The organism is Pseudomonas sp. CFBP13528, from assembly GCF_005233615.1.
GTDB lineage: Bacteria > Pseudomonadota > Gammaproteobacteria > Pseudomonadales > Pseudomonadaceae > Aquipseudomonas > Aquipseudomonas fluorescens_AM.
The window spans coordinates 584,715-609,347 of record NZ_QGAJ01000003.1 but is presented as its reverse complement, the minus strand read 5'-3'; the positions used below and the strand labels follow the sequence as shown (position 1 = coordinate 609,347).

The 24,633-nt window shown below is 62.5% G+C and carries 18 protein-coding genes; 6 read left to right on the top strand and 12 right to left on the bottom strand.

The genetic code is table 11. The features are described 5' to 3' along the window. Positions 1-270 carry a DUF3613 domain-containing protein gene (locus PspCFBP13528_RS09335; RefSeq protein ID WP_065951423.1) on the top strand — a complete coding sequence of 90 codons (270 nt, stop codon included), beginning with the start codon at positions 1-3 and terminating at the stop codon, positions 268-270. A 124-nt stretch (positions 271-394) separates the two neighbouring features. Here PspCFBP13528_RS09335 and PspCFBP13528_RS09330 read toward each other — a convergent pair whose 3' ends face one another. Together PspCFBP13528_RS09330 and PspCFBP13528_RS09325 are read right to left on the bottom strand one after the other, a co-directional pair. After that, on the bottom strand, positions 395-1,177 hold the full coding sequence (locus tag PspCFBP13528_RS09330; protein WP_065951424.1) for a response regulator transcription factor: 783 nt from the start codon (positions 1,175-1,177) through the stop codon (positions 395-397). A gap of 125 nt (positions 1,178-1,302) precedes the next feature. Further along, entirely contained in the window at positions 1,303-1,776 is a 474-nt protein-coding gene (locus PspCFBP13528_RS09325) for a prepilin peptidase (protein ID WP_137200042.1), read from the bottom strand. 72 nt (positions 1,777-1,848) lie between these two features. Here PspCFBP13528_RS09325 and PspCFBP13528_RS09320 point away from each other — a divergent pair, with 72 nt between their 5' ends. Both PspCFBP13528_RS09320 and PspCFBP13528_RS09315 read left to right on the top strand, forming a co-directional pair. Further along, on the top strand, positions 1,849-2,289 hold the full coding sequence (locus tag PspCFBP13528_RS09320; RefSeq protein WP_065951425.1) for a TadE family protein: 441 nt from the start codon (positions 1,849-1,851) through the stop codon (positions 2,287-2,289). After that, on the top strand, positions 2,286-5,018 hold the full coding sequence (locus PspCFBP13528_RS09315) for an ATP-binding protein (protein WP_101221005.1): 2,733 nt from the start codon (positions 2,286-2,288) through the stop codon (positions 5,016-5,018). The genes PspCFBP13528_RS09320 and PspCFBP13528_RS09315 overlap by 4 nt, the downstream gene beginning before the upstream one ends. Here PspCFBP13528_RS09315 and PspCFBP13528_RS09310 read toward each other — a convergent pair. The 3 genes from PspCFBP13528_RS09310 to PspCFBP13528_RS09300 form a co-directional block, all read right to left on the bottom strand. Further along, on the bottom strand, positions 5,015-7,000 hold the full coding sequence (locus PspCFBP13528_RS09310; RefSeq protein ID WP_065951427.1) for a pilus assembly protein TadG-related protein: 1,986 nt from the start codon (positions 6,998-7,000) through the stop codon (positions 5,015-5,017). The genes PspCFBP13528_RS09315 and PspCFBP13528_RS09310 overlap by 4 nt on opposite strands. A gap of 178 nt (positions 7,001-7,178) precedes the next feature. Continuing rightward, a complete protein-coding gene (locus PspCFBP13528_RS09305; protein ID WP_065951428.1) occupies positions 7,179-7,982 on the bottom strand; it encodes an NAD(P)H-dependent oxidoreductase in 804 nt (267 codons plus the stop codon). Next, a complete protein-coding gene (locus PspCFBP13528_RS09300; protein ID WP_206666793.1) occupies positions 7,979-8,902 on the bottom strand; it encodes a DMT family transporter in 924 nt (307 codons plus the stop codon). The genes PspCFBP13528_RS09305 and PspCFBP13528_RS09300 overlap by 4 nt, the downstream gene beginning before the upstream one ends. Before the next feature lie 194 nt (positions 8,903-9,096). Between PspCFBP13528_RS09300 and PspCFBP13528_RS09295 the strand changes: the two genes are divergently transcribed. Continuing rightward, positions 9,097-10,014 (top strand): LysR substrate-binding domain-containing protein, encoded by a 918-nt coding sequence (locus tag PspCFBP13528_RS09295; RefSeq protein ID WP_137200065.1) that lies wholly within the window; start codon positions 9,097-9,099, stop codon positions 10,012-10,014. A 504-nt stretch (positions 10,015-10,518) separates the two neighbouring features. On the opposite strand, the gene PspCFBP13528_RS09290 is transcribed toward PspCFBP13528_RS09295, so the two are convergent. The 5 genes from PspCFBP13528_RS09290 to pbpC form a co-directional block, all read right to left on the bottom strand. Next, on the bottom strand, positions 10,519-11,076 hold the full coding sequence (locus PspCFBP13528_RS09290) for a DUF4136 domain-containing protein (RefSeq protein WP_065951430.1): 558 nt from the start codon (positions 11,074-11,076) through the stop codon (positions 10,519-10,521). A gap of 44 nt (positions 11,077-11,120) precedes the next feature. Beyond that, complete coding sequence (locus PspCFBP13528_RS09285; RefSeq protein WP_137200040.1) at positions 11,121-11,723, bottom strand: DUF4136 domain-containing protein; 603 nt, start codon at positions 11,721-11,723, stop codon at positions 11,121-11,123. A 24-nt stretch (positions 11,724-11,747) separates the two neighbouring features. Next, positions 11,748-12,497 carry a methyltransferase gene (locus tag PspCFBP13528_RS09280; RefSeq protein ID WP_065951432.1) on the bottom strand — a complete coding sequence of 250 codons (750 nt, stop codon included), beginning with the start codon at positions 12,495-12,497 and terminating at the stop codon, positions 11,748-11,750. Then, a complete protein-coding gene (locus tag PspCFBP13528_RS09275) occupies positions 12,490-12,798 on the bottom strand; it encodes a MazG-like family protein (protein ID WP_065951433.1) in 309 nt (102 codons plus the stop codon). The genes PspCFBP13528_RS09280 and PspCFBP13528_RS09275 overlap by 8 nt, the downstream gene beginning before the upstream one ends. Positions 12,799-12,958: 160 nt before the next feature. Continuing rightward, complete coding sequence (gene pbpC / locus PspCFBP13528_RS09270) at positions 12,959-15,289, bottom strand: peptidoglycan glycosyltransferase PbpC (protein ID WP_065951434.1); 2,331 nt, start codon at positions 15,287-15,289, stop codon at positions 12,959-12,961. A 90-nt stretch (positions 15,290-15,379) separates the two neighbouring features. Here pbpC and PspCFBP13528_RS09265 point away from each other — a divergent pair, with 90 nt between their 5' ends. Then, the gene (locus PspCFBP13528_RS09265; RefSeq protein WP_065951435.1) at positions 15,380-15,673 is read left to right on the top strand and encodes a hypothetical protein; all 294 of its coding nucleotides are present in this window, start codon (positions 15,380-15,382) and stop codon (positions 15,671-15,673) included. 76 nt (positions 15,674-15,749) lie between these two features. On the opposite strand, the gene PspCFBP13528_RS09260 is transcribed toward PspCFBP13528_RS09265, so the two are convergent. Beyond that, positions 15,750-20,648 carry an alpha-2-macroglobulin gene (locus PspCFBP13528_RS09260; protein ID WP_137200039.1) on the bottom strand — a complete coding sequence of 1,633 codons (4,899 nt, stop codon included), beginning with the start codon at positions 20,646-20,648 and terminating at the stop codon, positions 15,750-15,752. A 546-nt stretch (positions 20,649-21,194) separates the two neighbouring features. On the opposite strand from PspCFBP13528_RS09260, the gene PspCFBP13528_RS09250 reads away from it, so the two are divergent. Next, entirely contained in the window at positions 21,195-22,538 is a 1,344-nt protein-coding gene (locus PspCFBP13528_RS09250; protein ID WP_137200038.1) for an MATE family efflux transporter, read from the top strand. A 48-nt stretch (positions 22,539-22,586) separates the two neighbouring features. On the opposite strand, the gene speA is transcribed toward PspCFBP13528_RS09250, so the two are convergent. Beyond that, positions 22,587-24,500: an arginine decarboxylase gene (speA, locus tag PspCFBP13528_RS09245; protein WP_065883466.1), complete on the bottom strand. Its 1,914-nt coding sequence runs from the start codon at positions 24,498-24,500 to the stop codon at positions 22,587-22,589. Between the last annotated feature and the right edge of the window lie 133 nt (positions 24,501-24,633).

Here is a 24,633-nt window from a genome sequence, read left to right as displayed (position 1 = left end):
ATGAAACTGCCCTGTCTCGCCAGCCTGGCCGCGCTGGCCCTGCCCCTCAGCGTCATGGCCATCGAGCCTGGCCCCTCTTCCCCGCAGCAGGCCGCCACGGAAAACTGGCTGGCGTTGCAGGTCAGTGGCCAAGCGGCATCAACCACGCCACAGGCAGCCTCCGCCACCGAACGCGACCTGGCCGCGCAGCGCTGGCTGGAAAGCTTCAAGCATGAGATTCCGGAGTTCTTCGAGCAGAAAATCGGCGGCGAAACGGAGGGCGGCAACTGAGCAATGCAGGAGCGAGCTTGCTCGCGAAAAACGTCAACGATAACGCGTGCTTTCTGAATGAACGCGGCGCCTGTGAGTTTTTCGCGAGCAAGCTCGCTCCTACATCATCATCGACCGTCGTTTTTCAGTGCGCCGTCACCCGCTGGCGCATCGCCGAGTTGGTAGGCGACAACGCCAAGGCCAACTGCGTGCGGTTGTGCATATGCGTCAGCCGCAGCACCTGTGACACATACAGTTTGACGGTGTTCTCGGTGATGCCCAGTTCGCAGGCGATCTGATAGTTGGTCTGGCCCTTTCCGACCAGCCTGGCCACGTCCCACTGGCGCGGTGACAGCTGGTTGAAAATCGCGGGGATTTCGACCGGGCCCGTATCTTGCGTCGAGGCCTCTTCACCGTCCGGGCCAGCCGGACTGCGGCGCACTTTATCGAGGTCCTGGTACAGGTCGTTGATGGTTTCGGAGAGAAATTGCAGCTTCTGGTTCAGGTTGCCCAGTTGCAGGTCTTTCCTGCGCTCTTGCAACGCCGCTTCCTGGCGCTGCACGCCTTCGAGCAATTCATCCAGATTGATCGGCTTCTGGTAGTAGTCCGCAATCCCGGCGCGCAGGGCCTTGATTACGTCCTGTTTGTCGGCGCGCCCGGTCAGCATGATCGACTCAAACACCCGCTGCCTGCCGGCAATCTTTTGCAGAGCCTGGACCAACTCGATGCCGTCCATGTCCGGCATATGCAGATCACACAACACCAGGCCGATGTCGCTGTCTTCGCCAAAGCGCTGCAAGGCTTGCTCACTGGACTCACAGGGGACACAACGGAACCCGCTGCTTTCAAGAAATTCACACAGCTCTTCCACGATCAGCGGCTGATCGTCGACCACGAGCACTTTTACCGCAGAGGTAAGCTTGTTCACGCGCTACTCCATGCCTGGCAAGCCAAAGATTGAACCATCCTTAACCACGAAAATTCCTGTACAACGCTTTAGTAAACGTAGACGTACTTCCCGACTCTGTACATAGCGTCTAACCCCTGCGACGCTCAACGGGCCCAGAACCACACAAGGGTAAATCCCACCAGCAGGAAGGGGGCAAACGGCAGTTTTTTTGACGGTTCGGCTGCCAGGTGCCCGAGGCAATCTGTAAGCCTTTGACTCATAAGCGGCCAGAGCTTTGGCGCCAGTAAAAGCCAGAGCACACTCGCCCCGGCAGCGCCAATAAACGCGCCCAATACATACTCGGCATCCGACACCAATGCCAAGGCTGCGAGCAGCTTCACATCCCCGGCGCCGAGACGGCTCAGGGCGTAACCCGGCAAGGTCAACAGCAGCGCCAGGACAAACGCCCACAGGCCCTGGCCGACTGAGGCACCGAGCCAGGTGCTGCCGGTCCAGAACAGGTAGATCCCCGCCAGCAACGCAACCCCCAGCGTCAGACGGTTGGCGAGCAATCGCTGCCGCGTGTCCTGCACGGCACACACCATCAACCACAACAGCACCACCACACTCTGGATCACGTAAAAAACCTGCCTTTTCGCCGATTGATTCTATGCTGATATCAAGTAGTAGCCGTCAGGGTAGACGCGGTGATGAAAACTAGCCTCCCCCACCAGCAGAAAGGCACGGCCGCGATCGAGTTCGTGGCCGTCTTCGTGATTTTTTTCGCGGTGTTCTATGGCATGGTCAGCTATAGCCTGCCGCTGCTGTTACTGCAGTCGTTCAACCAGGCTACCGCCGAAGCGGTGCGCCTTAGTGTAGGGCTCGACCCGGCGATGCAGGGCTACAGCACCGCCGTGCAAACCACCGCCAGAAGCGCAGTCACCGACCGCCTGCGGTGGATCCCCAGCGCCTTCAATTTCAATGCAGCGACACACGTCAACACCACCTTCGTGGGTGGCCTGCTGTCGGTGCAGATCAACTATCCGTCTGCCAATCTGCACGCGGTAATGCCCTTCATTGTGCTGCCCGGCATTGGCAGCGTGCCGCGATTGCCGGTGACGCTGCAGGCCCAGTCGAGCCTGCAGTTTTGACCTCGGGGGACAAACTGCTCGGGCGTCTGCTTGGCCGTGGCCGCGCGCTGGCGATCGCGCCTGCTGCGCCGCCTTCGGCCGGTTTGCAGGTGCAACTGGATGCGCAAGGCCAGGTGCTCGGTATCAGCGGCACACTGCGCTCACAGCTGGCGCCCCATGCCGAGGCGGCGCCGCTGCGCGCCTTGCTGCGCGCCCATAGCGCGCTGGCGGTGGAGGGCGTTCCCGCCGACTGGCAGCGCCATAGCCTTGACCTGGATTTCCAGGGCATCGACGGGCAGGTGCTGCACACTCGTGGCACCCTCGAGCCGCACGACTCTGGGTGGCGTCTGCACGCGGTGGATATCGGCGATCTGCTCAACGGCCGCCGATTGGCCGAGCAGCGTGAACAGAATCAGCATGTGACCAGCCAGGTCAGCGAGCAATTGCGCGTGTGCAGCCTCAGCCGATTGCCCGATGTATTCAACGAACAATTGTGCAGCGTGGCGCAGCGCTGGCGAATCCCGTGTATCGCCCTGGCGCTGCATGATCAAGAGGACCAGGGCTGGGTGATCTACAGCCAGTACGCCTACCATGACGCGCCGCTGTTCTGGCACACCGGGCAGCGCCTCGGGACGTGCCTGGACGGCCTCGAAGGCACCGCCCCCTTGAGCCTGCAAACCCTCTACGGTCGCGGTGAACACCCGCGCTTGCACAGCGTGTTCGGCAATGCCGACGGTTTCCTGGTGCCCTACCGCGATGGCCAGGGCGTCGCCGCGTGGCTGCTGTGCGCAGCCTTCAGCGGTGAAGCCGACACACGCGAGCGCGACTGGCTGAACCTCGCCGCCGCCCTCGCCGCCCCGCTGCTCAGCCGTCTGCGTGAACAGCACCACCATCTGCAACTGGAACGCCAGGAAGCCCTGCAGGGCTTGCTGGGCACCGGCTGGTGGGAATTGCTGCCCGCCAACAGCGAGATCCAGCTCGCGGCGCAATTGATGCGCAACCTGGGCTGCGAAGAAAGCCCTGCCCGCCTAATCCTGGAAACCTGGCTGAACCTCATCCACCCCGCCGATCGCCAGGAACTGCACAGCCGCCTGCGCGACTTGCAGACCCTCGGCAAACCCTTGCTCGCCAGCGTGCGCCTGAACCGTGGCGACAGCGACCAGCCACCCACCTGGTACCGCGTGCAGGGCCAGGTTCTGGGCGCCGGTGAGCAGCGCCGCTGGATTGGCTTCATGCTCGACATCAGCGACATCAAGAACCAGCAACTGCAAGCCGACGCCGCCCACGCCCGCCTGGACAACCTGATCGCCAGCTCGCCGGCGGTGATCTATGTGCAGCGCTACGTGAAAGGCGCCCTGCAGCCGGTGTTTTTCAGCGACAGCCTGCTGCCGCTGCTGGGCCGCACGCTCGCCGAATGCAGCCACGACAGCCTGGTGCAATGGGTCCACCCGGATGACCGCGACCTGTACTTCCAGCGTACGCGCCAACTGCTGCGCGAAGGCAGTGTGCGCAGCCGCTACCGGGTCCAGGATAAACACGGCGACTACCACTGGCTGCTCGACGAAGCCAAGTTGCTGCGCGACGACCTCGGCCTGCCGGTGGAGGCGGTCGGCCTGTGGCTGGACGTCACCGAGGCCACGCTGGCGGCGCAACAGGTCAAGGACAGCGAGGAGCGCTACCGCATCCTCGTGGAAGACTCCCCGGCGATGATCTGCCGCTACCGTCCGGACCTGACCCTGACCTTTGGCAACACCCCCCTGGCCAACTACCTGGAGTGCCTGCCCGGCCAATTGCCGGGGCTGAACCTGGGGCACTGGTTATCGGCCGAGCAACGCGCGGCGTTTGTGCAGCGCATCGAGCAACTGACGCCGGAGTTTCCCGTGAGCACCGCGGAGATCAGCCTGCAACTGCCGGGGCGCGAGCACGCCTGGTGGGTGTGGTCGGACCGTGGTGTGTTCGACGAGCACGGCAATCTGCTCGAAGTGCAGGCCGTGGGCCGCGACAACACCGAAGTGCGGCGCTCCCAGCAGCAACTGACGCAAAGCGCGAAAATGGCCACCCTCGGCGAAATGGCCACCGGCCTGGCCCATGAGATCAACCAGCCGCTGAACGTGATGCGCATGGCCATCGTCAACGTACTCAAGCGCCTGGGCAATGGCGACGTGCAGATCGACTACCTGACGGAGAAACTCCAGCGCATTGACGCGCAGGTACAACGCGCGGCGCGGGTGGTGGACCACATGCGCGTATTCGGCCGCCGCTCGGAAGTCGAGCAGCAGCCCTTCGACCCGGCGCAGGCGGTGGAAGGCACCCTGTCACTGCTCAGCGAAGGCCTGCGCGGCAAAGGCGTGGAGATCAAACTGACCCAGGCGGATATTGCGGTGCAGGTCACAGGCTACGCCGACCAGCTGGAGCAAGTGCTGATCAACCTGATGGTCAATGCCCGCGATGCGCTGTTGGGCTTGAAGGAAAAACAACCGGACCTGCGCCCATGGATCGCCGTACAGACCGAACACGACAGCCGCCACGTGCGCATCTGGGTCGAAGATAACGGCGGCGGCATTGACCCGCGTTTGCTGGAGCGCATCTTCGAGCCGTTCTTCACCACCAAGCCGATTGGCGTGGGCACCGGGCTGGGCCTGTCGGTCAGCTATGGCATCGTTGAAAACATGGGCGGACGCCTCAGCGTCAGCAACGGCGAACACGGCGCGCGGTTCTGCGTGGAACTGCCCAGGGCCACCGACGCTTAAATCACCAGATACGCCTCGCCGGCCTGGCCGCAGCTCAGGTTGGCGCCCACAGTCACGCTCGCCAGGTTGATGCCCAAGCTGCTCAACAGGTTGTTGAGGATCGGATTGAGCAACGGGCCCAGGGCGTTATTCAACACTGGCGTGAGGAGCGCGCTGACGCCGCTGAGCAGCGACACTGTGCTTGCGATCACGCCCCCCAAGGGGTTGCTCCCTACCGGTTGATAAGCGGTAATGCCGACGCCATTGAGGGCGGCGGAAAGGCCGCTCACCACGTTGGTGGCTGGCGTGGCCGTTTGATAGCTGGGGGCAAGCCCTACATCAGCGGGCATGGCAAATGGCGTGGTGCTGGAAAACACCAGGTTCTGGTTACTGTTGCTGCCCACGATCGGGCTTTGCACCTTGATCCCGACGCCGCCCCCCGCAAACGGAATGCGAGGTCCGCAACTGCCGATGCCGAGGATCTTATGGCACGTCTTGATACCGAAATCGATCAGGGCCAACGGCGCCACGGTCATCGGCTGTGTAGAGGAAAACGCATTGGTGATATTACCCACGTTCAGCGATGCCGCCGAGGTGGTGGTATAGGCCGTCAAGCTCTTGGTGCCCGCGCCTCCCGCCGGGCAGCTATAGGCGGTGACATAGCTGCTGGCGCCGCCGGCATCCAACACAATCTGCAGCGGCAGGTTGCCCGGCAGTGCCAGCACGTCCAATTGTTGGCAACCGGCGCCCAACAGGCAAAGCGTCGAGTTAATCGTGGTCACCAGGTTCAAGCTCAACAGGCTGCTGATGACCGGTGTCAGTGGCCCCACCAGGTCATTCACCGCTGTGGTCAAGCCGGACAGGCTGCCGAGCACCGGCAAACTCACGGTTATCTGCGTGCGCAGTTGGGCGGTGCGCACATAAATTTTATTCGGGCCCAACGGGTTGGCCGCCGCCAGCATCGGATTGCCGATGGCCGATAACTGCGGCGGCTCCATGACTTTGATCTGAGTGGTGATATTGGCCAGACCCAACAGGCTCACGGGCAGTGTCACCGCCGCCGCGCTCTGGTTGCCGGCCAGTTGCACCACGCCTTGAACCAGTTGAAAGAGTTGCAGATCGGCATTGAGCGCGGCGGCGGTGATGCCCGTCTGCAATTGCAGGATTTTGCCCAGTGTGAGCGGCAATGGATTGTTGATCGTCGCCCCTTTGATAGCGCCCAGCGCGGTGACTGCATCCAGCGTCAACGGGTCGCTGCCCAGCACGGTGATTGCCGCCTGAACCAATTGCGAGGCGCTCACCGTGGTGCTTAACAGTTGGGTGTAGTCGCCGGCGGTGACATGCAGGTCGACGGCCAATTGATCAAGGTAACTGAGCATATTGATATCGCTGTTGAGCAGGCCGTTCCAGCCGAGCACAGAAACATTGACCCCACCACCGAGCAGCCCGCTGAACACCGCGTTCAGCATGCTGGCACTGGCGGTATCAACGTTGACCAACGTGCTCCTGATGCTCAACTGCGCGATCGGCGGGGTAGGTTTGGCCGCCACTGCCGTCGCGCTCAATCGGGTATCGAGGCTGACCGAGTTACCCGACATCATCGACCAGATGCCACCGGCCACGCTGGTGGGCACGGTTTTGCCGACCACCACCTCAATGGCTGACGACAGCGCCGGGTTGGCAGCGAACACCCGTCGGCCGGAAGCCGCAGTGGTTACCGCACCGCAGCGGGTGACCAGGGTATTACCGTTACCCACGACAAAGTGATTGCGTGCCACGCTTTGCGCCGCATACGCCGCCGCGCTCAAACCCGCCGCACAGGTGCCGTTGCGGCTGACCGCTTCCAGCGCTGCCGTGTCCGCCACTCCCTGCAGCCGGCGCTTCTCCAGGTAAAGCCGCCCGCTGTCCACGGCCAGCAAGGTAAACGCCAGCACCAGCGCCAACACACCAACGGCCATCAGGCCGATAGCGCCACGTTGCTTGCCATGAAATCGGGGAGACATCGAGCACTCCTGTGCCGGCGAGTCGCCGAGCGCTTACTCTCCTGAGGGTATGGATGAGTGTAGACAAGAGTGGCGGCTGGCAATGGTCAATGTGGAAGAGGGTTTGAACGGGTGCAGTCATTTCGGACATTCTCTTCGGCTGTCACGCCGCCAGCTTTTCTGCCGCTTCCTGCCGACGTCAGGTTGTGGACTTTGGATGCCCTGAAAAACGGGATGCAGCCTGTTCAAAACGTTGTTGTGCACGGGGATTCCACTGCACACCCGAGCGGGCCTCAATCCCGGGTTTGAGTTGCTGGTTGTCGTCATAGTCTTCACGAGGGTGAAAAAACAGCGGCTGCACCGCTTCCAGGTTGCGCAAGTAGTCGGCATATGAATTCAGATAGTGCTGACGTTCGTCAGCGCTGAGCTGCGCCGGCGCCCATGCAGCAAACGGGGGAAGCACGGTGAATCCGGTATAGGCCAGAATGCCGTTATGGATAGGCCAGAGTATGTGATGCAAGTCACCATCAATGCCCGCAGGTGTGTAAAGACTGCTTGCGGTGCCCGTGGTGAGACAAAGCATGGCCTTCTTTCCCTTGAGAAGTCCCGATCCATACTTGTGCCCTGATGAGTATGCGAACCCCCGGCTCAACACCCGGTCTACCCAGCCCTTGAGAATGGCGGGCATCGAAAACCACCACACAGGAAACTGAAAAATCACCAGGTCAGCCCACATGACCTTCGATTGCTCAGCCTTGACGTCGTCGGTGTGGGAATCGTTTGCAACCGCATGTTCTTGCTCGCGGGAAAGATCGAGATAGTCAGGATCGGCGCGATTATCGGGGAAGTCATCGATACCCAGCTCAGCCTTCCAATTCATCGCGTAGAGATCGCTCACCTGAACCTGGTGACCGAGTTCGCGCAGCGTTTTGACAGCTTCGTTCTTTAAAGCAGCGTTGAAAGAGCGTGGTTCCGGGTGCGCCAACACGATTAACGTTTTCATGACTGCATCTTCTCCTTGGGATTTTTGGATGTTGGGTAACTGTCGCCCCGAGTCTGTCCCACCGCTTTGCTGAGGTTCACCACGAGCAGGCCGACAATCGTCAGGCTTGCGCCCAGCAAAAATCCGAAGCTCGTCTGCTCTGCGAGCCACAGATAACCCATCAGTACGCCAAACAGCGGACTCATGAAGGCCAGCACTCCAAGGCGAGCCGCGAGGTAGCGACGAAGCATCCAGAACCAGATCAAGTAGCTTGCTACTGACACGATTAATGTCTGGAACACCAGGCTGGCCACTGCACCGTTTGAAAAGGTCATTGAGCTTTGGCCCGCTAGCAGGCTCAACGGCAGCAGAAGGAGAAAGGCACCTGCCAGTTGGTAAAACAGGGTCTGGGTTGCGGGAGCTTCACTCAGGCGACTGGTACGCACCGCTACCGTCGTAAATCCCCACGTAGCGCCCGCGCACAAGCCCAGCAGGTCACCCAGGAGACTGTTGGCGTTGGTGGTTTGAATGGCTGACCCAGCGCGTGGCATGAGAAAGGTGATGGCAATCCCTGCGAACGCCAGAGACATACCCAACCACTGAATCGCGCCAAGACGCTCCTCCGGCAAACGCAGGTGCAGACCAATGGCGGCGAACAAGGGAGCCGTATAGAGAAAAACCGCCATATGCGAAGCACTAGTCCAGCGTAACCCTTGCGCGATGAACAGAAATTCACCCGCGAACAGAACAGCCACGACCATTCCGGAGCGGTACCAGACGCCTGTCAACCACACCTCCCGCATGAGCCATTTTCCGATTAGCCAGACCAGGGCTGCAGCGACTCCGGAGCGAACAGCGACTTGCATCACAGGTGCTATGTCACCAGCAACGGCCTTCATTGCCACCTGCTGCGCCCCCCAAATAAGACACAGCAGCACCATGATCGCCGTGGCAGCGCCATCTACTGACTTCCTCACTTATTGGCACCTTTTATCATTGATAGAGACAACCATTTATTCCTCACTTGGCCTGCCAGACAGCCGACCACCCGTTGCCCCATCAGCAGCTGCAACAGGATTCGTTGTGCGCTGTGGTGGAATTCGATTGTGGGAAAGTACGCAAGCCGCTACAAATCATGTGTTTTCAGTCTATAAGAGAGAAAAACTACGCCATGAGAGCTGATACGCCCCTCAGGGCCATCGCTTGCTTTGACGCGGTCATGCGCACCGGCAGTGTCAGCCTTGCTGCAAGCCAACTGTTCGTTACGCCGGGAGCGGTAGGGCAACAGATCCGCAAGCTGGAAGACTGGCTGGGAACGCCCCTGTTTGTACGCAGTGTGCGCAGGCTGCAGCCAACGGCTCAAGCGCTGAGCTACTGGGAGCAGGTAAAGCCAGCTCTTCGCCAGCTGGAGACCGCCAACCTGGCCGTCCGGGGTCTTCGAGACAGGCAGGTACGGTTAAGCCTGCCGCCGGCGTTCGCCAGTTCCTGGTTCGCCAAGCGAATGCCATTGTTCACGGAGCGTCATCCAGAGGTGCAACTGCACCTGAGCGCCTCCACCGATACCGTGGATTTCAATGACGCTACCTGCGACCTGGCGGTGCGGCATTTCGATGGATATGGCAGTGATGTGGACGCAGAACTGCTCCTGCCGGACGAGGTGAGGGTCTATTCCAGCCCGGCTTACCGCGAACGGCTCCAGTTGCACAGCCTTGATTGTTTGCCGGGAGCAACCTTGCTCTATACGACGTCCCATGCTCACTGGTCTCAATGGCTATCATCGGTCGGTATCTCCCCCGATAGCTTCTCCAGCAGCCTCAAATTCGATCAGTCTGAGCTGGCCATCGACGCGGCGCGCCGCAATCAGGGTTTAGTGCTCACCAGCCCATGGCTGGTGGAAGAAGACGTACAACGAGGCCTTCTCGTACCGGTCTTTGACGCTGTAGTGAAGACTGGCAAGGGCTATTATTTGGTGCAGGCCAAGGATGTGGTGCTAGGTGAGGCAGCCCAGTTGCTGCGCCGCTGGCTTTGCGACGTAGCGCAGCATTCGGCCTGATCCAACCTGCTGGCAGGATGCCATCAGGCATAGATATCACACAACGCTGCAGCGCCCAAACGTAACCACGATGCGAAGCGAGCCGCTCTTGATCCTGATCTTGACCTTGATCTGGCTTTTGATCTCAGGCGCCCCGTTAAACCACGCTGGCCGAACGCAGGCTTGAATCCGTGGGTAACCCGGCAGGACGCCGGGTTAGCCGCCCCGCGCCATGGATGGCGCGTGGCGGCGGCCCACGGATTCAAGCCTGCGTTCGGGCACACCGAGCCTGGGCGAGGTGCCGAGTGGTGGGGCGAGGACCTTTTGGTTACTTTTGGGTCCGTCCAAAAGTGACCCGCTGTAAGAGCGGAACCGCCAGCCGCCGTTACCGCAGGAATGGATATGTACTCGATCTGCCCCAGCATCCTGGTCGGCCCAGAGGCCGCCATCGGGAGCAAGCCCCCTCCCACATTATGACCGAGGAGGCCGGAAGGCCGTCACCGGAGCAGGTCCCTTTCCCCAACATCAGCGCGGCGGATAATTGGCGAGGATCTTCGCCACCGTGCTGCGGATGGCATTACTACGGTCCTGCGGGTTCGGCGAACTGGCCATGATCTGCTCATCACTGCCACGCCACACCAACTTGCCGTCCCTGCCATCGAGCAAATCAATCTGCAGCGTCGCCACCTTGTAGGAGATGCTGCGCGTTTCGTTGTACATCGGCGCGCCCCAGTAGCCATTCCACGGCCCGCCCCAGGCGCCGCCGTAATTGGTGGTGACCTGTTGCTGGCGGTCCTCGACGATCAGATAGGCCTGCACAGAAAGGTCGGCCTTACTGCCGGGCCCGGCGGGGCGCAGACCGCGCTGGTCAAGCTGCTCGCCCACAGCCTGACGAATGCGCTGCTCGGTGAGGTCGCTCTTGATACGCGGGTCATCCGGGCGGTATTGCAGCGCCGGCTCTTTCCAGGCCCAGTTACGGTAGGCGCCAAAGTCGCGGCTGGCGTCAAAGTCATGGTTGACCTGATTACTCTGGCAACCGCCCAGCAGCAGGACAACGGCAAGCGTAGCGATACGACGAAACATGAGGGTTCTCCGATGATCGGTCCGGCTTCAGTTGAGAATAGCGGTTAAAGCGGAGGATACGCCGTCATTGCCTTCTGCACCGCCTGGCGCAACGCATCGGCGCGCTCGCTGAGGCTGCCCTGGCTGCCCGTTTCGGCACTGGCGCTCCACACCGGCTGGCCGCTGCGGGCGTCGAACAGATTGACTCGCACCACCACGACCTGCACTTCATAGGTACGCACCACCGGCACCGAGTTGTACATGCCGTAGCCATTGCCATAGCGGTTGTAGCCGCCATAACCGTAGCCATAATCGTCCTGGACCTGGCGCAGGCGCTTCTCCAGGCGCACGTCGGCGCTGACCAGCAGGTCCGGCGCACGCGTGTCATGCACGGGGCGCAGGCCACGCTGGTCCAGCGCCCCGCTCACGGCTTCGGCGACCTGGGCCGAATCCGCCCAGGCGGTCCCCGCCGGCAACTGGCCATTGCGCCAGGCCCAATTGCGGTAGGCGCCATAGTCGCGCACCGGCGCCGGGTAAGCGCTGGCGTCAAAGGTACTGGCTGCCTGGGCCGGCGCCGGCGGCATCGGCGCCGACGCGGCCACGTACGGGTTAGGGCTGGAGCAAGCACTCAGCCCAAGAGACAACAGGATCAAACAGAGACGACGCATTTCGACCTCCGCAGACTGGGCCGCTTAGACCGGACGGCAAACCCAGTGCAAATAACGCCCAAGTCCGGCAAAGCTTGGGTGACGACGGTGAGCGAGCTCCATCTCCAACAGATCCTGCAGCTCGGCGCGCGCCTGGAATTCCACCGGCATATAGTCGTGGAACACGCGCACGCCACTTTGGCTTTCGACCTGCCACAGCCCTTCGAGTTGCGCCGCCAATTCCCGAGGGTCCAGCGGCTGTTGCGGCGTGAGGCTCTGTTTTTCGCCGGCCATATCGTTCTTGCGCATCTTGCGAAAGTGGCCCTTGAGCAGGTTGCGATAGATCAGCGCATCGCGGTTATAGAATGCCAGGGACAACCAACCGCCGGGCAGCGTCAATTGATGCAGTACCGGCAGGATCGCATGGGGTTCGGCCAGCCATTCCAGCACGGCGTGGCACAGCACCAGGTCGTAGGGCTCGGTGAGCTGGCCAAGCAAGTCTTGCCAGGGCGCATGGATGAACGTGGCGCTCTGCCCGGCGTCGGCGAACCGCTGGCGCGCGCCTTCGAGCATGGGCGCGGCGGGCTCGGCCAGGGTCACCTGATGGCCGCGTTCGGCCAGCCACAACGCCATATGCCCCAACCCCGCGCCGATATCCAGCACGCGCAACGGGCGATCCGGCAACGCCTCGGTGAGATCGGCCTGCAACACCGCCAGGCGAATCGCGCCCTTGGCGCCGCCGTAGATTTTCTCGGCGAAGCGCGTGGCCAACTGATCGAAATGCCGGTCACTCATGGGCAAACCGCCGTTCGCTGTCGGCCAGTTTGGCGCGCACCACCTCGTTCATGTCCAGGCCCAGCTCACTGCACAGCAATAGCAGGTACAGCACGATATCGCCGACTTCCTGGCCGGCATGCGCGAGTTTATCGGCCGGCAATTGGCGCGACTGGTCTTCGGTCAGCCATTGGAAAATCTCGACCAGTTCGGCCATTTCCACACTGGCGGCCATGGCCAGGTTTTTCGGGCTGTGGAACGGCTTCCAGTCGTTGGCATCGCGGATGCGGTGCAGGCGTTCGGTGAGGTGTTCGAGGTTCATTGGGGGCTCCTGAGTGTGTATAGCTTCAGGGGGATGGGGAGTGAAGGCAAGTGAATAGCGGTGTGGATCTTGAGGGCCTCATCGGGGGCAAGCCCCCTCCCACAATTTTGAGCTGTGAACACTGTTCAAATGTGGGAGGGGGCTTGCCCCCGATAAGGCCCTAATCAACGACGCTGAACTCAAGCCTGGCAGTCTGCCCGGCCTCATCCAACACACTGAGCTGATAGCGCCCCAAGCGCTCAAAGCTGGCATTGATGCTGTCCTGATTGGCGCTATCGCCCAACGGCGCACCATTGAGGAACCACCACCGCCGCCCGCTACCGCCCAGCGCGGAGATTTTCAGGCGCAGGGCCTGTTGACTGGCAGCGGGCAAACGCAGTTGATCGCCCTCGCGCACGCCCACTATGGACAACGGCGAAGCGGCGGCCAGTGCCGGTGGCGGACAATCCGGGTCGGCGGCCGGGATGCGTGCTTCACGGCGCTCCACCCTGGGCAGCCAGGGCTCCAGCGGCGCCGGCCACAGGGCGATAGGCTTCGGTTCGGCGCCAGGGCAATGGGCGTCCACGCGCAAGCCCTTGGCGTTGATCCAGAGGTTTTCCATCAACCCCACGCTCAACGGCTGATCCAATGCCTGCAAAGTCGGCGGTGTGGTGTTGTCCAGTGTCCAGGCAAAACGCTGGCGACGACAATTGGGGTCGCTGCGATTCATCGGCTGGCCCAGCGGCCAACAGATTGCCGCCACGCCCACATTGGCCGGCACGGCCTTGACGGGCGCGCTGATGCCGCGCTGGCTGTCGCGGTTGGTCAACACGTCATGCACCTGCAACATCAACGGCGCGGCCGACGCCAGGCCAAACTGCCCCGGCACCGGCGTGCCGTCCGGCCGGCCGATCCAGACGCCGATCAGATAACGCGGACCGACGCCAATCGCCCAGGCATCACGAAAGCCATAGCTGGTGCCGGTCTTCCAGGCCAGCGTCGGGCGTTGCACCAGCTCGGCCCGTGGGTCGCGATCGGGGCGCGCCTGGCCACTGAGGATGCGTCGCACGATCCAGGCTGCCCCTGGCGACAGTAATGGGCGCTCGCGCAGCGCGTCATCCGGCTGCAGGCGCAGGGTGGCGCTCTTGCCGTCGCGGGCGAATGCACTGTAGCCGCTGACCAGCTCTTCCAGGCGGCTGCCCGCACCGCCCAGGATCAACGCCAGGTTCGGCTCGGCCAACGCCGGCAAGGCCAGCGGCATGCCGCCGATGCGCATCTGCGCGGCAAAGCGTTTCGGCCCGTAGGCTTCCAACAATTGCACCGCCGGCAGGTTCAGCGAGCTGGACAGCGCCGTACTCGCCGGCACCGCCCCGGTAAACCCCATGGAGAAATTGCCCGGCCGGTAATCGCCATAGCGTCGCGGCACGTCCTGCAGCAGGGACTCGGAATGAATCAGGCCGTCATCCAGGGCCATGCCATAGAGGAAGGGTTTCAAGGTGGACCCGGGCGAGCGCAGCGCGTTGATCATGTCCACATGGCCGAAGCGCTTGGCGTCATTGATATCCACAGAGCCTAGGTAGGCGCGTACGGCCATGGTTTCCTCCTCCACCACCAGGATCGCCGCCGAGGTGTGCTCAGGCAAACGCGCACGCCATCCCAGCAGCAGGTCTTCAAGGCGGCGTTGCAGGGTGGCGTCCACCGTGGTGCGGATCAATGGCGGGCTGTCCGGCCGGTTCAGGCGGCGCGCGAGCAAGGGGGCAAGGCTCGGTTCCAGGCGCGGCGCGAGCAGCAGCGGTTCTTCCAGGGCCTCATCGACCGCCGATTGCGGCCATACCTGGAACTCGGCAAGGCGCCGTAGCACTTTGTCCCGGGCCTGCTGGGCGCGTTGCGGGTGACGGTCCGGGCGCAAGCGACTGGGTGCCTGGGGCAGTACTGCGAGCAGCGCGGCTTCGGCGTGGGTCAGCTGCGCCGGGGATTTGCCCAGATAGGCCCAACTGGCCGCCGCCACGCCCTGCAACGTACCGCCGAATGGCGCACGGTTGAGGTACAGGTTGAGGATTTCGTCCTTGGACAGGTGCCACTCCAATTGCGCGGTACGCCAGAGTTGGCGCAACTTGCCATGCAGGGTGCGTGAATGCGGGTCGAGCAATCGCGCCACCTGCATCGACAAGGTGCTGCCGCCCGACACCACCCGTGCGCCGCTCAGGTTCTGCCACGTCGCCCGCACCAGCGCCAACGGATTTACCCCGGGGTGCCGATAGAACCAACGATCTTCGTAGGTCAGCAACGCGTCCAGGTAATACGGCGAGACCTCACTGGTGTGCACCGGATAGCGCCACACGCCGTTGGCATCGGCAAAGCGCCACAATGGCGTGCCATCCTCGGCCAGCACTACCCGGGCCAGGTCGTCCTGGGGCAGGGGCAACGGCCAGATACGGTCGGCCAGCCATAGCAGGGCGATGACCAACAACAGGCTCACCAGTGTCCAGCGGGCAACAAAACGCAAATTCAACCGGGCAAACCTCTATGCTTGTAGGGAACTCGCCCGTCGCAACAACGACCAAAGGCACAGTTACGCCCACCTTCTTATCAGGACACGCACATGCAGGTAGAAAGCTTTTTCGAGTGGTTGGGCCAGGCGCTCGGCTCCGTCATCCGCTTTATCGTCGACGGTCTGAGCGGCTTGTTCGGAGCCTTGACCCATGCCGGCGGCAACTTTATCGATGGCTTGTCGCGCACCCTGGGCATGGACACCTCGATCATCAGCATCATCACCCTGATCGTCGGGTTGCTCCTGCTGTACTCGGCGGTACGCGCCTTTATGCGGGCCTCGGTCATTATCGGGATCATCTGGCTGGTGCTGGGGCTGTGGTTGTTGAGCTGGGTCGTGCACTGATCCCACACACACCGCACAATCCCTGTGGGAGGGGGCTTGCCCCCTCCCACATTGATCCCCATTTCAACTTCAGCGATCAGCGGCCCTTGATCACCATATCCGCCGGAGTGTCACCCACCGCCTGCCAGTTCGGCCGATACATCGACTCCACCTGCGGCGGCGGCACGCGGTAGGTGCCCGGTGTCACGGCCCGTGCCAGGTACAGCAAGTGCGTCGTGCCGCCGTAACCGTCCAGGTTCATCGCCGCCACGTAGCGGTCATCACGAAACTCCTGATGCTTGAGCGACGCGTTCTGCATCGACTCGCGCCACTCCTTCACCTGGCTGCTGGCGTTCTCCAGGCTGGCCGCGCTTTGGGCCAGGTTCTGGTTTTCCAGTTCGAGGCCGGCGGGCAGCAGGTCGACCACCAGGGCATCCGGCACGCGTTGCTTGGCGCTGACCGCCAAATGCACCAGCACCAGATCCCCGCTGTTGAGGCTACGCAGGTTCAGCGGTTGGCCGTTCATGCCCAGGTACTCACGACGGATGCTCAGGTTTTCACCGCCCGCTGCCGGTGGCACTTGTGGATAACCGGAAATCGTCAGTTGCTGGTACACCGGCGTTTGCCCCTGATTGCTCAGGCTCAAGTCGCTGGTCAGCAGCTTGTCATCCAGTTGCAGCGTCGATTGCTGGTTGTTCAGTTCACGCACACCGCCACTGCCGGTCAGCGACACCTGCCAGTTCGCCTCTGGCTGGGCGAGCCCGAGCCGCCCGGCGAGGAACAGCGAATTACGCTCCTGGGTCGACAGATACGGGCTGGCCGCCAACTGGTCCGAGAGTGTGAACAGGCGTTCCTCGCGCTTGCCCTTGGCCAAGTCATTTTCTTCCAGCAACGCCAGGATCATCGCCTGATCGCGCAACGGGCTGCCGTAGTCGGCCAGCCATTCCTTGGCGCTGCGCTGCGCCGCCAGGCCGGCGAGCAACGCCTGGTCCGCACGCGGCTGGTCGCCCATTTTCTGCAGGGCGATGGCCAACTGCACCAAGGGCAAGCCGGAACGCGCATCGCTGCGTCGCTCGAAAATACTGCGCAAGGCCCCCAGCGGCGCTTGCTGACTGCGCGCCAGGACCATGCCGGCGTAGGCCTGCACGGCAAAACGGGTGTGTTCGGCGTTGTCGCTGTAGTCGACTTCGATCAGGTTGCGCTCCTGCACATAGCGCAGCAGACGCTCACTGGCTTTCTTCAGCGCCTCGGCCGGTACCGCAAAACCCTGGTCGCGGGCGCGCAGCAGGAAATCGGTGACATAGGCGGTCAGCCAATATTCTTCCTCGCCGTCGGCGCCCCACAAACCGAAGCTGCCGTTGTAGCGCTGCATGCCCAGAAGGCGTTCGATACCCAGCTCGATCTTGCGTTTACGCTCGGCATCCGGCTCGCCCTTGATGCTCAGGCGTTTAAGCAACGCGTCATCGGCATACAGCGATGGGTACAGGCCGCTGGCGGTTTGCTCAAGGCAGCCGTAGGGATAAGCCTTGAGGGCACTGATCTGCGCGCCGAGGTTCAACGGCGGTCGGCTGGACAGGCTCAACAACGCCTCGCTGCCAGCGCTGTCGAACTGCTCCAGCGTGCCCGCAGGCAAGCTCCACGGCTGGTCCTTGAGCACGGCGCGGTAATGCTTGAGCAACGCAGGGTAGGCAGGGCGCACACCCAGGGTCCATTCACGGCTGAACGGCGGCAGGTTTTCACCGGGCAGATCCAGACCGTTTACCGTCACCTTGACCTTGCCGTTGCCCAGGCCGCCCCAGGCTTTTACCGGGATGCGCAGCGTGGTGCGCTGGCCTTGTTTCAACTCGACGCTGTGTGCGCCGCCGTTGACCAGCTCCAACTGCCCTTCGGCGCTCAGTTGCACCTCCAGCTTCTGCGCCTTGCCCGAGAGGTTGGACAGGTCCAGCGCCAACGTCGTCTCGTCACCACCGGCCAGGAAGCGCGGTGCCGACAGCTCGGCAATCAGCGGCGCGGCGATCACTGTCTTGGCTTCGGCCATGCCGTAGCGGTCATCGCTCCAGGCCTGGGCCATCAGGCGCAGCTCGCCGTTGAAGTCCGGAATATTGACGCTGACTTCGCCCTCGCCCTGCTCGTTGAGCGTGACCGGCGCGCTTTGCAGGGCGACGATGGTCACGCTGGTGTCCGGGCGCTTGCCGCCCTTGGCCAGTGCCGCATCGCCCCCGAACGCAAGGCTAGCCAGACGGCCCTGTCCGGCTTCGATCAACTGGCCGTAGATGTCGAACTGGTCCACGCCGTAGGCCTTGCGGCCGAACAGGCTGGAGTACGGATCGGGTGTCGGGTATTCGGTGATATTGAGAATGCCCACGTCCACCGCGGCCACCAGCACATGCACCTGTTTGGGCACGCTGCCGTCGGCGTTTTTGGCGGCGATCTTCACCGTCAACGGCTGTTTGGGGCGCATTTTTTCCGGCGCCGTCAGCGTCAGGCCGAGCTTGCGCTGGGTACGGTCCAGCGGCAGATGCAGCAGGCCCACCGCACGTTTGGGGGTGATATTGGCTTTGCGCTCGCCGGGACGGATCACCAGCGCACTCACGTACAGGTCATGCCGCGACCATTTCGGGTCAAGCTTCACGGCAAAGCTTTTGCCCTCGGCCGGCACGTCGATTTCCTGCCACCACAGCGGGCCCTCGGCGGACTCCACCAGCAGGTAGCCTTTACCGGCCGCCGGCGGCGTGACGGTGACGTTGGCGGTGTCGCCATCGGCATAGGCGGGTTTATCCAAGGCCAGCTTGACCTGATCGGGGCGCACGGCGCCGCCTTCGGTGTTGTCCTGGGCCTGGTAGCCGGCCCAGAAGCGCAGGCTGCTGATCAAACCGGTCTGCGGGTCTTCGACCTCGACGCGGTAAGGGCCCCACTCCACCTGGAAGCTGACCTTGGCGGTGTCGCCGGCCTTGATGTCGAGGGTTTGTTCGTCGAGGTTGAGGAATTTCTCGTTGTAGTGATAGCTCCAGCCATCATTGTCCGAGTAGTTCCAGTAATAGTCGCGGCGCTCACGCACCAGACGCACCTTGAGGTTCTGCGCGGCAAGTTTCTGACCGTCCTGGTTGGCCACCAGCACTTCGAATTCCGCCGGGCCGTCGCCGTTGGTTTCAGTGCCATCAAACAGCCCGCGCAGGCCCGGCAATTGCTCGGCCGGCCAGATCGGCTGTACCAGGCGCCGGGTGATCGGCCGCCCACCCGACTCTTGCAGGCTGGCTTGCACGATCAGTTGCAGCGGCGACTTGGCCTCGGCCCATTTGCTTTCCAGGGTCAGCGCTTCCTGGCCCTTGGCGTCCAGCGTGCTCTCGTCCAGTTCGAAATCCTGGCTCAGCTCTTCTTCGGTGACCGAGCCGAACTGGTAGCCCGGCAAGTTTTTTACCGCCTCGCGCAGCGGGCGCACATAGACCTGCCCGCTGACCCGATTGCCCGAAGCCGGCGCGCCGTACAGATAACGGCCATTGACCTGGATAACCGCGTCATCCGCCGGGCTCAGTGGCGTGTCACTGCCCTTGAGCTCCAGCGCCAGGCGCTCGGGCAGGAAGTCTTCGACGAGGAACTCATACAGCTGCGGCTTGCCGTCGCCCAGGTCGAATACCAGCTGCCAGCGCCCGGTCGGTGCTTCGCCGGCCAGTTGCAGCGGGTATTGATAGAGACCGGAGGCGTCGGCCTCCCACACGAATTTGCGGCTGACCTGTTCATCGGGGCGCCGTACTTCGACACTGACCGGCTGCGGCTTGACGGCGTTGCCATCCTTGTCGCGCAACAGGGCATTGAGCAGCACGGTTTCACCGGGGCGATACAGGTCACGCGGGCCGAATACAAAGAATTGCAACGGATGGGACGGCTGGCCACCGATATCGAACTCGGCCAGATCCAGCGCGGCACTGTCCAGGCGCAACAAACTGGTTTGTTCACCCTGCTTGGCGAGCAACACCTGGGCTTTTTTCGGCAGCGGCAACTCGGCGTGGCCACCGTCTTCGGTCTTGCCCTGGCCGAGCACACGGCCTTCGGCATCGAGGATTTCCAGTTCGACGCCATTCAACGCCTTGCCGCCCTCCAGCGCCTGGGTAAACACATCCAGGCGATTGGCGTAGCGGTGCACCGACAGGCCGATATCACTCAAGGTAAACAGGGTGGCCGGTTGCGAATAGTTGTAGGTACCCGAAGCACGCATCACCGCCAAATATACGCCGGGCTGCTGCAGTTGCTTGAGGCCGGCGATCGGCAGCAACAGGGTTTCCCGGGTGTTGCGCGCCGGGTTCAGGTCGAAACGCCCGCCGTAGACCAGATCGGCCATGGGCAGCAATTCACGGGATTCGTAACTCTGCAGACTGGTATTGCGCCCCCACTGCGCCAGGAATGCCGGCAGGGACTCGGCCTTGATGCGGAAGAACTCGACGTCGATCTTGTCGACGTTCAGCGCGATCACCGGCAGGCCCTCGGCCAGGCGCGTCGGCAACAGCGTGCCGCGGCTGGCAAAACCCACGGTGGCTTGCAGGTCGCGGGTTTCCAGGCGAGCGGTGTATTCGGCGGCGAGCGTGTTGGCGTTGACTGCCTTGACCCCGGCGTCCACCGTCAGCACCAACTTGCGCTGCGGCTCCAGGTGGCGCAGGCGCAACTCCATCAGGTTATCCGAGAGCTCCCAGGCGCCGTCGACCTTGCCCGACTTGCTGTCGACCAAATGGACTTTGTCGGCGAACTTCTGCTCCGGGTCCAGGGGAATGGAAAAACTCACCGACAAGGTGCTGGCCCCATCCAACTGCACCTCGGACACATCCACCACGCTTAACTCACGCCCGGCGTAACGCTGCTTCAACGCCGCCACATCCACCGCCGCCTTGGCCGGCTTGGGCGCCACGCTCGCCGCCGGGGCAGATGGCGCGGACGGTTTATCGGAAGAATCGCAGGCGCTCAGCAGGGCCAGCGCACAGGCCAGGAACAATCCTTTGTTAAGCATGGGGCACTCATAGTCAGAGGAAACCGAGGGTGAACTATATATCAGCGCCGACCAACCCGCTGTGGCGCCGATCACATTGACCGACGGAGGGTGGATTGGTTCTTGGAGGGACTCAAGCTCCAGCTAAATCCCACAGCCGCTGGAGACCAGAATGTGGGAGGGGGCTTGCCCCCGATAGCGGTACATCAGCAACAAATCAGTTGCCTGACGTATCTACCCAACTCTGTAGCACCACCGTAACCACGATGCGAAGCGAGCCGCTCTTGATCTTGATCTGCTTTTGATCTTGATCTCAGGCGCCCCGTTAAACCACGCTGGCCGAACGCAGGCTTGAATCCGTGGGTAACCCGGCAGGACGCCGGGTTAGCCGCACTGGGCCATGGATGGCCCATTGCGGCGGCCCACGGATTCAAGCCCACATTTGGACCGGGATCGACACAACATCCTGGTCGGCCCAGAGGCCGCCATCGGGGGCAAGCCCCTCCCACATTGGATCTGCGGTGTGGTTAATGGACGGTTACAATACCGCTCCACCAAGGAGCCTTCATGTCCACCCTGCTCGCCGACTGGCGCCACCGCCCCACCCATCGCCGTGTCTGGGCCCTGGCCGCGCCGATGATCCTGTCGAATATTTCCGTGCCGCTGGTGGCCCTGGTCGACAGCATGGTCATCGGTCATCTGCCCCACGCCCACCAACTGGGTGCCGTGGCCGTCGGCGCCAGCCTGTATACCTTCCTCGCCTGGGCCATGGGCTTCTTGCGCATGGGCTCCACCGGCTTTGCCGCCCAGGCTGCCGGGCGCAATGACGGCGCGGCTTTGCGCCAGGTGCTGCTGCAAGGCCTGCTGCTGGCGCTGGGGCTGGCGATGTTGCTGGGCACCGTGGGTATTCCGCTCAGCCATCTGGCGCTGGAGTGGATGCAGCCCTCGGCCGAACTGAACCAACTGACCCGGGAATTCTTCCATACGCGCCTGTTCGGGCTGCCTGCCGCGCTTGCCAGCTACGCGCTGGTCGGCTGGTTCCTCGGCACCCAGAACGCCCGTGCGCCGTTGGCCATCCTGCTGACCACCAACCTGGTCAATATCGCGCTGAACCTGTGGTTCGTTCTGGGCCTGGATTGGGACGTGGTCGGCTCGGCCCGCGCCTCGGTGATCGCGGAGTGGACCGGCGCCCTGCTCGGCCTGGCCCTTACGCAAAAAGCCCTGCGCGCCTATCCCGGGCATATCGCCTGGGCCGCACTGAAGCAATGGCAAAGCTGGCGCCCGCTGCTGGCGGTGAATCGCGATATCTTTATCCGCAGCCTGGCGTTGCAGTCGGTGTTTTTCATGATCACCGTACAAGGCGCGCGCCTGGGGGACGCCACAGTCGCAGCCAATGCCCTGTTACTCAATGGCCTGTTACTGACGGCACATGCCCTGGATGGCCTGGCCCACGCGGTCGAGGCCCTGTGCGGCCACGCCATTGGCGCACGTGACCGCCAGGCGTTAAGGCGATCATTGGTGGTTGCCTGTGGATGGTCGCTGATCGCCAGCGTCGGGTTCGCCCTGCTGTTCACCTTCGGCGGCCATCTGTTTATCGCCATGCAAACAGACATTCCCAGCGTGCGCGAAACCGCCGACATCTACCTGCCCTACCTCGCGGTATTGCCGTTGATTGCAGTGTGGAGTTATTTGCTCGATGGGCTGTTTATCGGCGCCACGCGGGCGCGGGAAATGCGCAATGGGATGTTGCTGACGGTGCTGCTGATACTGCCAATTGCGTGGGCATTGCAGGGGTTGGGCAACCACGGGTTGTGGATCACCTTTCTGTTGTTCATGGCGGTGCGCAGTTTGACCCTGTGGGCAATTGCCTGGCGGCTGAATCGGCAAGGGCTGTGGCTGGGCGCCAACTGAACAAAGGCAATCCAAATGTGGGAGGGGGTAAGCCCCCTCCCACATGTTTTACGAGGACAGGTAGGAAGAACGGGTCAGGCCCAGGCGCAACGCGTCCAGGAACTGGGTGCGTTCCGACGCGGAGATCTTCGCGCTGGCACACTTGTCGCGGTAATGCGTCATCAATTCCTCCGGCGACAAGTGCACATAGCGCAGCATGTCTTCGATGGTGTCGTGAGTCTCGATCCCGGCGCTGTACACCGAACCGTCTTCACGCTGGTAGATGTTCACCGAATCGGTGTCGCCGAACAGGTTGTGCATATCGCCGAGGATTTCCTGATACGCGCCGACCAGGAAGATGCCCAGCAGGTAGTCTTCGCCCTCGTTCAAGGCATGGACCGGCAGGCTGGTCTCGATGCTCTGCTCGTCGACGTACTGCTTGATCTTGCCGTCGGAGTCACAGGTCAGGTCTTGCAGCACGGCGCGGCGCAGCGGCTCTTCGTCGAGGCGATGCAGCGGCAGAATAGGCAGTACCTGGCCGATGGCCCAGGTGTCCGGCAGGCTCTGGAACACCGAGAAGTTGCAGATGTACTTGTCGGCCAGCTTGTCGTTGAGTTCGTCCAGCACCTGGCGGTGCGAGCGCTGGCGGGCCTTGAGCGAGTTGTGCAGGCGACGGCACACCGCGAAGTAGCACTGCTCGGCCAGGGCTTTCTCGGCCAGGGTCAGCTTGCCGTCGGCATACTGGGTGGCCACGTCGCTCATGTAGTGAGTGGCGCGCCAGTAGGTTTCGGTGACCATCTCGATATCGGTCGGGCCGAGCAGGTCCACCAGCCATTGCACGGTTTCCGGCAGGCTTTCCTTGTTTTCGATGGTCGGGATTTCGTCGTTGTGTTTCTCGACGTCGGTCACCTGCACCACCAGCATGGCGTGGTGGGCCGTCAGGGAACGGCCACTCTCGGAGAAGATGTGCGGGTGCGGCAGGCTCTGCGCGTCGCAGAACTCCTTGAGCATGCCCACCACCACGCCGGCGTAGTCGTCCATGTCGTAGTTGATCGAGCTGGCGTTGCGCGAGTGGGTACCGTCGTAGTCCACGCCCAGGCCGCCGCCCACATCGATGTGGTCCACCGGCAGGCCGAGGTTGCGCAGTTCGCCGTAGTAACGAATGGCTTCCTTGAACCCGTGCTGGTAGTCGGCCAGGTTGGCGATCTGCGAGCCCATATGGAAGTGCAGCAGGCGGATGCCCTGGTCCAGGCCGGCCGCGCGAAAACGCTCGACCACCGACAGCAGCTGCGCCGCCGACAAACCGAACTTGGACTTCTCGCCACCGGTGTCCGCCCACTTGCTCGAGGCCAGGGACGACAGGCGCACACGCAAGCCCACCTGCGGCTTGACCTTGAGGCTGGCGGCCTCTTCGATCACCAGTTCAACTTCGGATTCTTTCTCGATCACGATGAACACGTTGTGGCCGAGCTTCTGGCCCATCAGCGCCAGGCGGATGAATTCACGGTCTTTGTAGCCGTTGCAGACAATGGTGCCGCCCTTCGGTGCCAGGGCCAGCACGGCCAGCAGCTCCGGCTTGGAGCCGGCTTCCAGGCCGATGGAGACGTTCTGGGTGGCGATGATGTTCTCGATCACCGCTTCCTGCTGGTTCACCTTGATCGGGTACAGCGCGGTGTACTGGCTCTGGTATTCCAGGCGCTCGATGTTCGAATCGAAGGCACCGGTGAGCTGGCGCACACGGTCTTGCAGGATATCGGGGAAGCGCACCAGCAGCGGCAACGACAGGCCGCTTTTGCGCAGCTCGTCGACTTGCTCGTACAGATCGACAGGCGTGCTGTTCGGACCGTTCGGACGGACTTCTACGCGACCGGCTTCATTGATCGCGAAATAACCGGCCCCCCAATGGCGAATCCCGTAAACACTGCGGCTGTCCGCAACTGTCCATTGGCTGCCATCGTCTTTGCGTGTGCGTCGTACGGACATCGAAGTCCCCTATAAATGAAGGCGAAGGCACCACCTCAAGCGGAGGCTGGCGCAGTCTAAAGAATGAAAATGACGATTTGCCTGTTAAGGGAGGTAGACCTCGCTCGCAGGACAGAGTTTAGACACAGGTTGG